General features: G+C 66.1%; 13 protein-coding genes. All 13 read right to left on the bottom strand.

The genetic code is table 11. The annotated features are described in order from the left end of the window. Positions 1-116 precede the first annotated feature (116 nt). Positions 117-1751 carry an ABC transporter ATP-binding protein gene (locus B7X65_RS05215; RefSeq protein WP_293593235.1) on the bottom strand — a complete coding sequence of 545 codons (1635 nt, stop codon included), beginning with the start codon at positions 1749-1751 and terminating at the stop codon, positions 117-119. Continuing rightward, positions 1748-2443: an isochorismatase family cysteine hydrolase gene (locus tag B7X65_RS05210; protein ID WP_293593234.1), complete on the bottom strand. Its 696-nt coding sequence runs from the start codon at positions 2441-2443 to the stop codon at positions 1748-1750. Before B7X65_RS05210 ends, B7X65_RS05215 begins: the two co-directional genes overlap by 4 nt. A gap of 16 nt (positions 2444-2459) precedes the next feature. Further along, positions 2460-3446: a formamidase gene (locus tag B7X65_RS05205; protein ID WP_293593233.1), complete on the bottom strand. Its 987-nt coding sequence runs from the start codon at positions 3444-3446 to the stop codon at positions 2460-2462. A 19-nt stretch (positions 3447-3465) separates the two neighbouring features. Next, positions 3466-4386, bottom strand: a complete 921-nt coding sequence (locus B7X65_RS05200; protein WP_293593232.1) for an ABC transporter permease — start codon at positions 4384-4386, stop codon at positions 3466-3468. After that, positions 4383-5474, bottom strand: a complete 1092-nt coding sequence (locus B7X65_RS05195) for an ABC transporter permease (protein ID WP_293593231.1) — start codon at positions 5472-5474, stop codon at positions 4383-4385. Before B7X65_RS05195 ends, B7X65_RS05200 begins: the two co-directional genes overlap by 4 nt. A gap of 191 nt (positions 5475-5665) precedes the next feature. Next, the gene (locus tag B7X65_RS05190; RefSeq protein WP_293593230.1) at positions 5666-6784 is read right to left on the bottom strand and encodes a BMP family ABC transporter substrate-binding protein; all 1119 of its coding nucleotides are present in this window, start codon (positions 6782-6784) and stop codon (positions 5666-5668) included. A gap of 53 nt (positions 6785-6837) precedes the next feature. Beyond that, complete coding sequence (gene hpxZ / locus B7X65_RS05185) at positions 6838-7215, bottom strand: oxalurate catabolism protein HpxZ (protein ID WP_293593229.1); 378 nt, start codon at positions 7213-7215, stop codon at positions 6838-6840. A 12-nt stretch (positions 7216-7227) separates the two neighbouring features. Further along, positions 7228-8625 (bottom strand): AtzE family amidohydrolase, encoded by a 1398-nt coding sequence (locus B7X65_RS05180; protein ID WP_293593228.1) that lies wholly within the window; start codon positions 8623-8625, stop codon positions 7228-7230. Positions 8626-8627: 2 nt separating this feature from the next. Beyond that, on the bottom strand, positions 8628-8843 hold the full coding sequence (locus B7X65_RS05175) for an AtzG-like protein (protein WP_293593227.1): 216 nt from the start codon (positions 8841-8843) through the stop codon (positions 8628-8630). Between the two features lie 13 nt (positions 8844-8856). Next, a complete protein-coding gene (locus tag B7X65_RS05170; RefSeq protein ID WP_293593226.1) occupies positions 8857-9678 on the bottom strand; it encodes an ATP-binding cassette domain-containing protein in 822 nt (273 codons plus the stop codon). A 2-nt stretch (positions 9679-9680) separates the two neighbouring features. Next, on the bottom strand, positions 9681-10532 hold the full coding sequence (locus B7X65_RS05165) for an ABC transporter permease (protein ID WP_293593225.1): 852 nt from the start codon (positions 10530-10532) through the stop codon (positions 9681-9683). A gap of 2 nt (positions 10533-10534) precedes the next feature. Next, positions 10535-11542, bottom strand: a complete 1008-nt coding sequence (locus B7X65_RS05160) for an ABC transporter substrate-binding protein (RefSeq protein WP_293593224.1) — start codon at positions 11540-11542, stop codon at positions 10535-10537. 43 nt (positions 11543-11585) lie between these two features. Then, entirely contained in the window at positions 11586-13409 is a 1824-nt protein-coding gene (locus tag B7X65_RS05155; protein WP_293593244.1) for an allophanate hydrolase, read from the bottom strand. Positions 13410-13591: the final 182 nt, after the last annotated feature.

Raw genomic sequence — 13591 nt, 5'->3', positions numbered from 1 at the left:
GAGGGACCCGGACCATCGGGTCGCCTTTCTTTTCCTTAGGTTTCTTTGGCGAAGCAAAGAAAAGTAAGTCGCCCGCCGGGGCGAGTCCCGGCTTGCTGGAAAACTCAAAAGCACATTCACATCACAACCTCAGGCAAGGGCGCAGGCGCGTGATGCCCCCCACCCATGTGCGCCCCAAGAACATGCCGCTCGGCGTCCGCAGCAGACGTTTCAAAAACGATGCGTCCTTCGCTCATCACCACGATGCGGTCCGCCAGTTCAAGCAGCTCGTCCAGGTCCTCGCTGATCAGCAGCACCGCGCCACCCTGGTCGCGCACGCCGCGCAGGCGGGTGTGGATTTCCTTGACGGCCGCAAAGTCCAGGCCGAACACCGGGTTGGCGGCGATCAGCACATTGATCTCGCCATGCAGTTCGCGCGCCAGCACGGCCCGCTGCACATTGCCGCCCGACAGGCTGCGGATGGGCGCGTTTTCGCCCTGGGTCTTGATGCCATAACCGGTGATCCATTCGCGCGCCCGGCTGCGCCAGCGGCCGAAGCGCAAGCGCCCGCCGGTGCATAGCGGCGGCCGGTCGAAGTCGCGCAGCGCCATGTTCTCGGCCACACTCAGGTCGCCGACGCAGGCGTTGCGCAGCGGCTCCTCGGGCAGGCTGCGCACCTTGAGGCGGTGGTTCTCATCACGCGTGGCCGCGTAGGGCTGGCCGTTGACCCGCACGATGCCCGCAGCACGTGCGCGCTGGCCGACCAGCGCTTCGACGAGTTCACGCTGGCCGTTGCCGGAGACGCCGGCGATGCCGAGAATCTCGCCGGCGGCCACCGACAGGCTCAGCTGCCGCACGGCGGGAGTGCCGCGGTCACCCATCACGGAGAGCTTTTCCACGACCAAGGGCAGGGGCGTACTCGCTATTTTTTTCGTAGCTGCTTGCGCTTGTCGGATAAGGGCTGGAGGCATATTTTGTTCTGAACCCGGGCTTTCGGGGCGGACGGCAGCCGCATCGCCCACCATGGCCTGCGCCAGCCGCACCGGATCGGTCGCCGCCACCGACGTGGTGTGCACCGCCTTGCCACGGCGCAGCACGGTCACGTCGTCGGCATAGGCCATCACCTCGCGGAACTTGTGCGTGATGATGAGCACCGTGCACAGCCCGCTGCGCGCGAACTCGCGCACATGGCCGAGCACCTCGTCGGCTTCCTGCGGCGTGAGTACCGAGGTTGGCTCGTCGAGAATCAGCAGGCGCGGCCGGAGGTAGAGCTGTTTGAGCAACTCGAGCTTCTGCTTTTCGCCCGCCGCCAGCTCCGACGGCCGCGCGTCCAGGTCCAGGCGGAAAGGCGTGTGCGCGAGAAAGGTCTTGAGTTCATCACGCTTGGCGCGCCAGTTGATCACCGCGGGCAACTGGCCGCCGGCCAGCAACAGGTTCTCCGCCACCGTCATGCCCGGTGCCAGCGTGAAATGCTGGTAGACCATGCCGATGCCCAGGGCGCGCGCCACCACCGGGTTGTCAATCGCCTGCTCGCGGCCGTCAATCAGGATGCTGCCTTCCGAAGGCCTTTGATACCCCGCCACACATTTGACCAGCGTGCTTTTGCCGGCACCGTTTTCGCCGAGCAGCGCATGTACCGTGCCCGGCGCCACCTTCAGGCTGACACTGTCGAGCGCCGTGAAGCTGCCAAAACGCATGCTCATCCGGTAGGTATCCAGCGCCAGCGCACCGGTGGCCGGCGGCAGACTGCCGATGGCTGCGGTGGTACTCATGGCTGGGCCAGTGCGTCCAGCACTGCCTTTGACTCCGCATGGGCGCCGAACACCCCGCCTTGCATGGTGATCATCTTCAGCGCCGCCGCGTGGTTGCCGGCGTCGGTGGCGGCGGTGCAGTCCGACAGCAGCAGGCATTCGAAGCCGCGGTCGTTGGCGTCGCGCATCGTGGTGTGCACACACACGTCGGTGGTGATGCCGGTGAGGATCAGGTTGCGGATGCCGCGCGTGTGCAGCACCATCTCGAGGTCGGTGGCGTAGAACGATCCCTTGCCGGGCTTGTCGATCACCACCTCGCCGGGCAGCGGCGCGAGTTCGGGAATGATTTCCCAGCCCGGTTCACCGCGCACCAGGATGCGGCCGCAGGGTCCGTCGTCGCCGATGCCCACACCCTTCGTGCCGATCTGGCGCGAGCGCCAGCGTTTGTTGGCCGGCAGGTCCGACAGGTCGGGCCGGTGGCCCTCGCGCGTGTGGATGATGTGGTAACCCGCGCCGCGCATGGCGGCCATCAGGGTCTTGAGCGGCTCAATCGGTGCACGCGTCAGCGAGATGTCGTAACCCATCTTGTCGACGTAACCGCCTTCGCCGCAGAAATCGATCTGCATGTCGATCACGACAAGCGCGGTGTTGCCGGGCTGCAGGTCGCCGTTCCAGGGCCAAGCGTACGGGTTGGCGTTGACGAAGCGTGGCATGGTCATGTTTTCCTTTTCAGGCCTTGTAGCTGCGCGTCGGCGCGTCGAAGCCGCAGGAGGTCCCGTCGGTCACCTCCACCGTCCAGGGCAGCTGGTAGGTGCCGGCCGCCATGTCGCGCATGTAGGTGTAGGGGCAGTCCTGGGCGCCGCCCTTCACTGCCACGTAGCCGCGGTGGTAGAGCTGGTAGATGTTGTTTTCCACGCCCCAGCCGGTACGGGCCTCGCGCACCAGGTCGGGCCGCACTTCGGCGGTGATGATTTCATCGGGCCGGCCGCTGCCCGCCACCAGCACCGTGCCGTCGAAATTGCAGAACATGCCCTCGCCCATGGAATCGAAGGTGCCGTCGCTGCCGCACATGCAGACATTGGCGGTGACCGCCAGGTTGCAGAAGGCGTTGGCCTGGTTGGTGATTTTCCAGCTGTGACGGATAGGGGCGGTGTAACCCGCCGTGCGAATGATGATTTCGGCGCCCTTGTAGGCGGCCTCGCGCGCCATCTCGGGGAACATGCCGTCGTGGCAGATGATCAGCGCCAGCTTGCTGCCGTTCGGGCCGTCGCAGACGGGAATGCCGAGGTTGCCCGGCTCCCAGGGCTCGACCGGCACCCACGGGTGCAGCTTGCGGTAATACAGCTTGACCGTACCGGTGTCGTCGATGATCAGGCCGCTGTTGTAGGGGTTGCCGCCGGGGTTGGCCTCCATGATGGAGAAACATCCCCAGATGTGATTGTCCACACAGGCGCGCTTGAAGGCGGCGACCTCGGGGCCGTCGAGCGACACCATCAGTTCGGGCGCGATCGACATCGACAGGCCGTGCAGCGAATATTCCGGAAACACCACCAGGTCCATGGTGGACTGGTTGCGCCTGGCCTTGGCCACCATGGCGCAGATGCGCTGCGTCTGCGCAGCGAGCTGCGCCGGTGTCTCGACCACGGGCAGCTGCAACTGCACCAGGCCCAAAACCACGCCATGTTTCGATTTGTTGAGTCCGCCCAGGCCTGTCATCATGTTTCCTTGCTTGTGTTCAATGGTTGGAGGAGAGTTCGCCCGGGCTGCCGCTCACCGTGGTGCCGGGCCGGCAGGTCATGACCAGAATCAGCAGCGTCAGCGCATAGGGAACAATGTTGAACAGGTGGTAGCCCCAGCTGATGCCTATGGACTGCAGGGCAGGCCCGATGGCGCCGGCGCCGCCGAACAGCAAGGACGCGTAGACGCAGCGGATCGGGCTCCAGCGCGCGAAGATCACCAGCGCCACCGCGATCAGGCCCTGGCCGCTGGAGACGCCCTCGTTCCAGCTACCGGGGTAAAAGAGTGTGAGGCAGGCGCCGCCCAGACCGGCGACCATGCCGCCGGCTGCGGTGGCCGCAATACGGATGGCCGACACCGAATAGCCGAGGGCGCGCGTGGCGTTGGCCGAGTCACCCGCCATGCGCACCAGCAGGCCGGCGCGGGTGTTGGCGAAAGCCCACCACAGCGCCACAGCCAGCGCGATGCCGATGGGTACCAGTGCGTTGACCTGCAAGGCCGAACGCACGGCGCCCGAATCGCTCCAGTTGCCCAGCGCGATGGCCGGCAGTTGCGGCGCCTGCGGCTGGATCAACGGCTTGCCCAGGTAAAACGCCAAGCCCATGCCCAGCAGCATCAGCGCAATGCCGGTGGCGATATCGTTGACGCGCGGCAGCGAACACAACACGCCGTGCAGGGTGGCCAGCAGTGCGCCGGTGGCTGCGGCTGCCAACACGCCGATCCACGGCGACCCGCTCAGCCAGGAGGCGCCGAAGGCCGACATCGCCGACAGCACCAGCACGCCTTCCAGGCCCAGGTTGATGCGTCCGGATTTTTCGGTGATGCATTCACCGAGGCTGACAAACAGGAAAGGCGCGCCGACACGCAGTGCGCCGCCGACGATGCCGGCAAAGAAGATCAGCAGCTGGTCGGTTGTCATGGCTTGTCCTGTGGCAAGGGGATCGGACTCGGCTCGGACGGACCGAAGCGGTTGATGCGTGCGAGCAAGGCTTTCCAGTCCACATCACGCAGGGCCTCGCTGGCCAGGATCAGCACAAAAGCAATGCCCTGCAGCACCAGCACCGAAGCGTCGGGCAAACCCAGGCGGCGCTGCAGCAGGCTGCCGGCCGCGCCGAAACCGCCGAACAGGATGGCCACCGGGATGATGGCCACCGGATGCTGGCGCGCGATGAAGGCCACCAGGATGCCGGCGTAGCCGTAACCGGCGATCAGCGAGGCGTTGGCATTGGTGTGCACGGCCGCGACCTCGACGGCGCCGGCGAGCCCGGCGCAGGCCCCGCCGAGCGCGCAGGCCAGCAGGATCAGCCGGGATGCCGGCAGGCCGACCAGTTGCGCCGCGCGCGGGTTGCCGCCGACCACACGCACTGCAAAGCCCGAAGGTGTCATGCGAAACCACAAGCCGGCCGCCAGGCAGGCGGCCACGCCGATCAAGAGCCCCCAGTGCACGTCGGAGCCACCGATGCCGGTGATGCGCAAACCCTCGGCCAGCGACGGCGTGGACGGCTTGTTCAGGCTGGCCGGGTCGCGCAACGGCCCTTCGACCAGGTGCTTGAACAGGCCGATGGCCACATAAGCCAGCAACAGGCTGCTGATGGTTTCATTGATGCCGCGGTACTGGCGCAGCGCACCGGCCAGCATGATCCACAACGCACCGGCCAGGGCACCAGCCAGGCACACCAGCGCCGTTCCCACGAAGCCGGAGGGCAGCGGCAGGGCGGCCGCCAGCGCCGCGCAGCCGAGCCCGCCCAGCACCATGGCACCCTCGCCGCCGATGATGACCAGGCCCGCACGCGCCGGCACCGCAACACACAGAGCCGTGAGCATCAGGGGCGCGGCGCGCTGCAGCGTGTTCTGCCAGGAATACCAGTCGCCGAAGGCGCCCTTGAACAGCAGCAGCCAGACGTCCAGCGGATTGACACCCGCCAGGGCGACGAACACGCCAAACAGCAGCAACGCCGCGGCAATGGCGGCCGTGGGCAGCAGGACGTTGGCGAGGGAATTGCGCATCAGTTTGGTATCAGTGATCGACGTACATGTTCAAGGCCGCCGCGGAACCGGCTTTGCCGGGCCGCTGGTGGCGCCCCCTTGAGGGGCTGAGAGCCGCGGCTCCAAGCCTGCCTGCGCAAGCTTGGACGTGCCCGAAGGGCAGCCACCTCTGGTGGCCGCACCGGGCGCCGCAGGCGCTTCGGGGGTGTTCGTCAAACACTGCCGATCACGCCTTCGACCAGGTAATTCATCTTCTCCAACTCGAGGTCGGTCTGCTTGTGAACCTTGCCGGCCGGGATGATGGTCGCGCCCTTGTTGTCCTTGAGCGGGCCCTTGAAGATGTCGAACTTGCCGGCCACCATGCTGGCCTTGATGCTGTCGGCGTTCTTTTTCGCGACGTCCGGCACCATCGGGCCGTAGGCGGACATCTTGACGTAGCCGTCTTTCAGGCCGCCGCGGATGAAGTTGGGGTGCGGCTTGCCGCTGCGTGCGGCGTCGAGGAAGGTGGTGTAGGCGGTTAGCCAGTTCCACTCGGCGCCGGTCAGGTAGGCGTTGGGCGCCAGCTTGGCCTGGCTGGCGTGGTAGCCGCACACCATCTTGCCGCGTTTGGCGGCCGTCTCGACAACCACCTTGGGACCGTCCACATGCATGGTGAACACATCGCAGCCCTGATCGGCCAGGCTGTTGGTGGCCTCGGCCTCCTTGACGGCCATGGACCAGTCACCGGTGAAGATCACGTTGCAGGTGATGCCGGGCTTGACCGAGCGCGCGCCCATGGTGAAGGCATTGATGTTGCGCAGCACCTGCGGAATCGGCTTGGCAGCGACAAAACCGATCTTGTTGCTCTTGGTCATGTGGCCGGCGATCACGCCGTTGAGGTACTGGCACTCCTCGATGTAGCCGAAGTAGCTGGCCGCATTCCTGGGGTGTTTGCCCTCGGTCCAGAGACCGCCGCAATGCGCAAAACGCACGCCCGGAAACTTGGGTGCCACGGCCAGCACATGCGGATCAAAATAACCGAAGGAGGTGGGGAAGACCAGCGTGGCGCCGTCCTGGGCCACCATGCCCGTCATGGTTTTCTGGACAGCAGCCGTCTCCGGCACGTTTTCTTCCTCGACCACCTTCACGCCGGGCATCTTCTTGAGTTCGGCAGCGGCCTGGGCCTGGGCCTGGTTGTAGCCGTAGTCGTCGCGCGGGCCGACATAGATCACGCCGACGGTGATGGGTTTTTGCGCAAAGGCCAGTTCGCTGAAGGCGCCCAGCGTGCCGGCAGCGCCGAGCGCGGCCAGGGACTTGAGGGAATCGCGGCGGCTGAATTGTCTGGTCGTCATGAGGTTTCTCCTTGGGTCAAGTTAAAGAAGTACTGAGGAACGGGAAGCAGGATTCATGCAAGCAGGCTCACATGGGCAGACACCACGCGCCAGCCCCCGGGCGTGCGCAGCCAGGTCTGGCTCTGCCGGCCAGGCCGGGCGCTGCCGGTGCGCTGGAACTCGACATTGGCGGTCGCCATGTCCTGGCCATAGGTGGTGATGACGGTCTTGAGCAGCGTGCGCTCCAGCCCCTGCGCGGGACGCCCGGCGCGGAAGGCCCGGATCGCGTCGTAGCCATAGAGGTTTTCGGTCGCGCCGTAGCGCAGGGTGTGCGGGCTGTTCCAGAACAGCTCGTCGAGCACGGCCACGTCGTTGCCGGTCAGGGCCTTTTCGTAACGCTGGAACTCGGCCGTGACTTCGGCCAGGACATCGGGAAGATTGATGGCGAGCATGTTGGTTTTTTTCTAGAGTTGAACCGGGCGGACATGCGCCACACCGGCATCGCTGAGAGCCTTGGCGGCGCGGAAAGCCAGGTCTTCGCGCCACGGCGCGGCAATCAGCTGCACGCCGATCGGCAGGCCACCGGTGCCTGCCGGCCACAGCGGCGCCGTCACAACCGGGCAACCGGCAAACGAGATGGGCTGGGTCAGCAGCCCCATGGAAGCGCGCGCGGGCTGCTGCGTGCCGTTGATGTCCAGCCACTCGGTGCCGATGACAGGCGCGCTGACCGGCGTGGCCGCCGTGAGCAGCACGTCCCAGTCGCGAAACAGGGCGTTGACCTTGTCGCGGTAGACGCGGCGAAAACGCTGGGCACGCAGGTACCAGTCGACCGGCTGCAGGGCGCCGGCGATGAACCGGTCCACCGACAGCGGCTCGAAGTCATCGGCGCGGGTGCGCAGGTCGTCCAGGTGCAGGCTGCCGCCCTCGCTGGCGGTGATGATGAAAGCCGCGGCGCGTGCCAGCGCGGCGTCCGGCCAGGTCACTGCGGCCTGCGCCCCCAGGGTGCTGGCGGCCAGCGCCACCACCTCGCGTGCGGCCGGCGTGGCGTTGTCGTGGAAATAGCCGCCCAGCACACCGATGCGCAAACCCTCGACACCCCGGCCGATCAGGGGCATGACCGGCTGCACGCGCAGGGCCTGGCAGCCCGGGTCCAGGGCGTCGGGCCCTTGCAGGGCGTCGTAGACCAACGCCAGGCCGGCCACGCTGTCGGCCAGCGGCCCGAGGTGGTCGATGCTGTGCACAAACGGGTAGCCGCCACGGCGCGAGAGCCGACCAAAGGTGGGCTTGAGGCCCCAGACGCCGCACAGCGAGGCCGGCACGCGGATGGATCCGTTGGTGTCCGACCCGAGCGACACCGGCACCTGGCCGGCCGCGACCGCCGCACCCGAGCCGCCCGACGACCCGCCGGCAATCCGCGTGAGGTCGTGCGGGTTGTGGCAGGGGCCGTAATGGGTGTTCTCGGTGGTGAAGCCGTAGGCGTATTCGTCCATGTTGAGACCGCCCACCAGCACGGCGCCGGCTGCCTTCATCTGCCGGACCAGAAAGGCGTCGGCTGTCGCCGCCGCATCGCCGCGGTTGACCCTGGAGCCGGCCAGGGTCACCACCCCTTCGATGTCGAACAGGTTTTTCACGGCATAAGGCACGCCAGCCAGCGGCCCCAGCGGCTGCGACGCCGACCGCTGCGCATCCACGGCATCGGCTTCGGCGCGGGCACGGGCCTGTGTCTGGTCGGTGAAGGCGTTGACCCGACCGTCGGTCGCCGCGATGCGCGCCAGGCTCGCGTCCAGCAGTTCGCGTGCGCTGACCTCGCCCGAGGCGACCGCTGCCGCCATGGTCTCCGCGCTATTTGCTATATTTTTCATAGCTATTGTCGCCCGTCGTCATTGGGCGGAAAGGCTGCCGGCCTGTATATTTCCGCGAGTTCGTCGTGCGCAGCCAGGGGCGCGGCCTCCAGCAGCGCCGCCATCACGGCGGTGCGCTGCAGGTTCAGCGCGACGCGCTGGGTACGCGCCGCATCCAGCGGCAGCTTGAGCAGCGCGGCCGTGGTTTCGACGTAGGCGAGCATGCGGGTGTCGTTCATGGGGCCCTCCCGTTCAACGCCGCACTTCGCGCTGGAAAATTTCCAGGCTGCGTTTTTTTGTGCCGATGAAGCTGGCCTCGGACAGCGTTTCCACCGTGCGCGGGCGCGCATCGCCATACGGCAGGATTTCGGCTACACGGGTGGGCCGCTTGGTCAGCAGCAGCACCTGGTCGGCCAGGTAGACGGCCTCTTCGAGGTCGTGCGAGACCAGCAGCATGGTGGTGCCGGTCTGCATGAACACTTCCTGCAGCTTCTCGCGGATGAACAGCGTCATTTCAAAGTCGAGCGCTGAAAACGGCTCGTCGAGAAACAGCACCTCCGGGTTGTTCGCCAGTGCCCGCATGATGGAAGCGGTCTGCTGTTGGCCGCCCGAGAGTTCGTAGGGGTAACGCTTGAGGTCGAACTTCACGTCGAAGGACGCGACCAGTTCGGCCATGCGCCTGTCGACCTCGGCCTTGGACCGGCCTTCGAGCTTGAGCGGGTAGGCGATGTTGTCGATGGTGCGCATCCACGGAAACATCGCTTCGCGGTAGTTCTGGAACACGTAGCCGATCTTGGTGTCTTTCAGCGACTTGCCGTCGAACAGGATCTCGCCCGCATCGATGGGCACCAGCCCGGCAATCATGTTGATCAGCGTTGACTTGCCGCAGCCGTTGGGCCCGAACACCGAGACGATCTTGTGTTTCGGGATGTCGAGGTTGAAGTCCTCGTACAGCGGCCAGCCGGCGAAATACTTGGTCAGGCCGCGGATGGTGATGTGCGTGCCGGCCGGGCCGGGCTGGAAGGCCGGCACGGGAACATCGGCAAACAACGGGGCATTGAGAACTGCAGACATGGCTACCTTCCACTCCAGTGAACAATGCGGCGCTCGAGCACCAGGAAAAAGATGTTGAGCGCATACCCGAGCGCGCCGGCGGCCAGGATGGACGCGTACATGTCCTTCACGTTCATGACCTGCTGCGAATTGATGATGCGGTTGCCCAGTCCGCTGTCGGCGCCAATGAACATCTCGGCCACGATCACGATGACGAGCGCCATGGACACGGCCGAACGCAGGCCGACAAAACTCGGCTGCAGGCTCTCCCAGATCAGCACGTCCTTGAACACCTGCCAGCGCGAAGCGCCCATGACCCTGGCCGCCATCACGCGTTGCTTGCGCGCGTTGATGACGCCGTAGGCGCTGTTGAACACCACAATCAGCAGCGCACCGAAAGCCGCAATCGCCACCTTGTTGATGTCGGACACACCGAAGATCATGAGAAACAGCGGGATCAGCGCCGACGAGGGCGTGGAGCGGAAAAAGTCGATCAGGAACTCAACGCTGCGGTAAGCCTTCTCGGAGCTGCCCAGCAACACACCCAGCGGCATGCCGACAGCCGCGGCAATCAGGAAGGCCTGCACCGTGCGCCACACCGTGACCGCAAAATCCTTGAGCAGCGGGCCGCCGGCCAGGCCGTTGACCAGGGCGCCCAGCGCATCGAGCGGCGGCGGTAGCAGGATGGCCTTGATGAAGCCCAGGCGCACCACCAGATCCCAGACGATGAACAGCACCACCGGCCCGATGAAGGGCAGTGCCCTGTCCAGCGCAGGCGTGCGTTGCGCAACGGCCGCCGGTGCGCTGGCCGGCGGTGCCCAGGGCGTGGCAGACGCCACCGGCGCCGCCGTCACGGAGGAGGTGCCATGCTTCATGTTCAGCCCTTGTAGAGCATTGAGTCCACCATGAGGCGCGAACTGAAAATGCCTTTTTCGGAGAACAGATCGAAGAACTTCTGGAAGTGCGCGACGTCGGCCGGTTTGAACTCGTTGTACATCATGTAGGCGGCCAGCGGCACCTCGCCGGTCAGCGCACCTTCGATGGGGGTGTAACCCTTGAGGTACTGGCGCGCCTCGACCGGTTTGCTGCGCACGTAAGCCACACCCTTGCCGTAGGCGGCCACAAACTTCTTTGCAGCATCGGGATTCTTCTTGATGAACTCCGAGGACAGCGAGGCCGAGCCGCCGAACCACGGCGCCATGTTGTCACCCAGCACATATCTGGAGATCACGCCGGCCTCGAGCACCCGCGTGGTGCCGTTCATGCGTCCTATCGTGCCGGTGGGCTCCAGCGTGTAGGCGCCGTCAATCTGGCCGGCGGCCAGCGCGGCCACATGCTGGCCGATCGGCAGCTCGACCACGGTGGCACCCACGGCGCCGCCGCGCTCCAGCACGGTCTTGGCCAGGGTCACGTTCTGGATACCGGGGCCCGAACCGATGCGTTTGCCCTTGAGATCGGCCATCACCTTGGCGGGGCTGGCCACCGGAACGATGACCTCGTCGAGCACATTTTTCACATTGCTCGGGTTGGAGCAGAAGATCTTGAAGGTACCAGGCTGGGCCAGCTCGCCGATGGCAATGTTGGCCGAGCCGGTGCCGTTGGCGGTGCCGTCGGAACGTCCGGACAGCACGGCCTCCATCACCTGCTGGGCGCCGGCGAACTTGAGCGGCTCCACGTCCAGGCCGGCTTCCTTGAAGTAGCCCAGTTCGATGGCCGCATAAAACGGCAGGCCGGCGGCGATCGGCCAGTAGCCGATGCGGATCTTCGGTGCGGCCTGGGCACGCACGATGGCGGGCATGCCCAGCACGCCCAGCATGGCCGCGCTGGTTTGCAGGACTTTCCGGCGCGAGGCCGTGAAGGTGGAGGAAGTGCGGGCAGTGGTCATGGAATGCTCCTGAAGTGAAAGAGGTTGGTATCGATGAAAGGTGTCAGGCCGCAGCCGTCTTGAGTGAAGTCATGTAGGCGCGCCAGCCGCCCAGGTGCGAGATGTCCAGCGCCCCGTGCAGTGCTTCTGGCTCGCAGACAAAACCCTGCACCGTGCTGCCGTCGCGAAGCGCCAGCGTGCCTATGCCCAGCGGCGCGGGGATCAGCGCCACAAACGAGCCGTAGGCAGCAAGTGGCATCTCCCAGACTTCAAGCGCAATACAGGCCCCCTGGCCGGCACCGACACGGAGCAGGCCGGGCTTGGGCGGGGTGGTGCCGGGCAAGGCGAACAGCCTGTAGTCGGGCGCGGTTTCGGCGGGGCCTGTCAGCACCGCCCCGCGCTCGGTCAGTTGGGTATTCAAGGGCATGCCCGACAGATGGGCGCCGACCACCGCCACCCGCACCGTCGCCATTGCCGGCTTGCGCAGGCCGGCAATGGCGCGCATGGCGGGCAGGGGCAGGCCGGTCGCGCCCTGCGTCAGGCCGGTAGCGTGGTGGTAGCGCTGGCCAAGGTCGGCCAGTTGCCAGTCGCTGCCGCAAGGGGCGATTAGCGTGATGCCAAACGGCAGCCCGTCGGCGCGCACGGCACTGGGCACGGACAGGGCGGCGTAGTCGAGCAGGTTCACGAAATTGGTATACGCGCCGAGGTTACGGTTGAGCACGACCGGGTCCCGTTGCATCTGCGCGATCGTGTAATGCGTCGGTGCGGTCGGCACCACGAGCACGTCGATGTTGGCCCCCACGCTCCCCACTGCGTGTGGATCCGGGTACTCGCTGCCCCTTTCATGGGTGCAGGGGGCTGGCCTTGCCTGGGGCGGTCCTTCGCTGCGGCCGTCGGCGGAACGAGCCCACATCGCGTCGGCCTGCTGGCCCAGGCGCTTCAATTCGGTTTGCACTTCGTACAGATCCGCCGCGCTGTACTGTCGGCCCGCGGCAATGATGCTGCGCACCGGTTCGACTACCTCGGCTTCATGAGCGTCGAAGAAGCTGCGGATGGCGGTGTAACGTTCGGCCACCAGCGCGCTTTCGTAGAGCAGGGCCGCGACCTGCGCCAGCGGCGCAAAGTCGATTGCCACGGGCGTACCGCCCAGGGCCTGCAGCCGCGCCACCGCCTCGGCGAAGGCCGCTTCGGCGGCACGGTCCCCGTAAAACTCCAGCGTGGCCGGCACACCAAAACGGAAGGCCGGTGCAAACGGTTCGCTGGCCATCGTCAGCCGGCGCGAATACGGATCGAGCGCGTCGTGCGCCATGGCGCTTTCCAGCACCTGGACCGCGGTGGCCACCGTGCGCGCAAAGATGGACACACAGTCCACGCTTTGCGCGGCCGGCACCACTCCGCGCGCGCTGATCAGCCCGCGTGAAGGCTTGAGGCCGACGATGTTGTTGAGCCCCGCTGGCACCCGGCCCGAGCCGGCCGTGTCGGTGCCCAGCGAGAAGTCGGTCTGCCCGGTGGCCACCACGTAGGCCGAGCCGGAACTGGAGCCGCCTGATACATAAGCGGGGTTGAACGCATTGGGCACCGCCCCAAAAGGTGAACGCGTGCCGTTCAAGCCGCAGGCAAACTGGTCGAGGTTGGTCTTGCCGGCCAGCTGCGCACCAGCATCGAGCAGTTTCTGCACAACAAAGGCGCTGGCAGTCGGTGTGTAGGCAAAAGCCGGGCAACCCGCGGTGGTGGGCACCCCTCCGGCATCGATGTTGTCCTTGGCAGCAAAGGTCAGCCCCGCCAGCGGCCCGGCCGAAGCAGCCTGCGCACTGGCGGTTGCCGGCGACTTGGCGCGGCAGATCCAGGCCTGCGGCGCCAGCACCGGGTCGCCCGCAGCGGCCAGCATGTTGTCCGGTGCCGGCGACTGGCCGGTCAGATCAGGGGTTAAAGAAACTTGCACCAATTTAAAGCATCCATACTTGTGTACAAGATGAGATGCAAGAGGTGTGCCAAGTTCCGGCGGCCGGTTCGGGTGTGGAGCGCCGGCCCAAAACGGAACGGATTTGCTATCTAATCAATAGCTGTCAG

It is taken from the genome of Polaromonas sp. 39-63-25 (assembly GCF_002278925.1).
In the GTDB taxonomy this organism is placed as follows: domain Bacteria; phylum Pseudomonadota; class Gammaproteobacteria; order Burkholderiales; family Burkholderiaceae_C; genus Polaromonas.
Note: the sequence above shows the minus strand (reverse complement) of the source record. Positions and strands in the feature narration are given on the sequence as shown.

What these genes read in the sequence shown, in the direction of transcription:
- B7X65_RS05215 (WP_293593235.1), bottom strand. Translation starts at nt 1,751, where the DNA reads ATGAGTACCACCGCAGCCATCGGCAGTCTGCCGCCGGCCACCGGTGCG.
- B7X65_RS05210 (WP_293593234.1), bottom strand. Translation starts at nt 2,443, where the DNA reads ATGCCACGCTTCGTCAACGCCAACCCGTACGCTTGGCCCTGGAACGGC.
- B7X65_RS05205 (WP_293593233.1), bottom strand. Translation starts at nt 3,446, where the DNA reads ATGACAGGCCTGGGCGGACTCAACAAATCGAAACATGGCGTGGTTTTG.
- B7X65_RS05200 (WP_293593232.1), bottom strand. Translation starts at nt 4,386, where the DNA reads ATGACAACCGACCAGCTGCTGATCTTCTTTGCCGGCATCGTCGGCGGC.
- B7X65_RS05195 (WP_293593231.1), bottom strand. Translation starts at nt 5,474, where the DNA reads ATGCGCAATTCCCTCGCCAACGTCCTGCTGCCCACGGCCGCCATTGCC.
- B7X65_RS05190 (WP_293593230.1), bottom strand. Translation starts at nt 6,784, where the DNA reads ATGACGACCAGACAATTCAGCCGCCGCGATTCCCTCAAGTCCCTGGCC.
- hpxZ (WP_293593229.1), bottom strand. Translation starts at nt 7,215, where the DNA reads ATGCTCGCCATCAATCTTCCCGATGTCCTGGCCGAAGTCACGGCCGAG.
- B7X65_RS05180 (WP_293593228.1), bottom strand. Translation starts at nt 8,625, where the DNA reads ATGAAAAATATAGCAAATAGCGCGGAGACCATGGCGGCAGCGGTCGCC.
- B7X65_RS05175 (WP_293593227.1), bottom strand. Translation starts at nt 8,843, where the DNA reads ATGAACGACACCCGCATGCTCGCCTACGTCGAAACCACGGCCGCGCTG.
- B7X65_RS05170 (WP_293593226.1), bottom strand. Translation starts at nt 9,678, where the DNA reads ATGTCTGCAGTTCTCAATGCCCCGTTGTTTGCCGATGTTCCCGTGCCG.
- B7X65_RS05165 (WP_293593225.1), bottom strand. Translation starts at nt 10,532, where the DNA reads ATGAAGCATGGCACCTCCTCCGTGACGGCGGCGCCGGTGGCGTCTGCC.
- B7X65_RS05160 (WP_293593224.1), bottom strand. Translation starts at nt 11,542, where the DNA reads ATGACCACTGCCCGCACTTCCTCCACCTTCACGGCCTCGCGCCGGAAA.
- B7X65_RS05155 (WP_293593244.1), bottom strand. Translation starts at nt 13,409, where the DNA reads ATGCTGGCCGCTGCGGGCGACCCGGTGCTGGCGCCGCAGGCCTGGATC.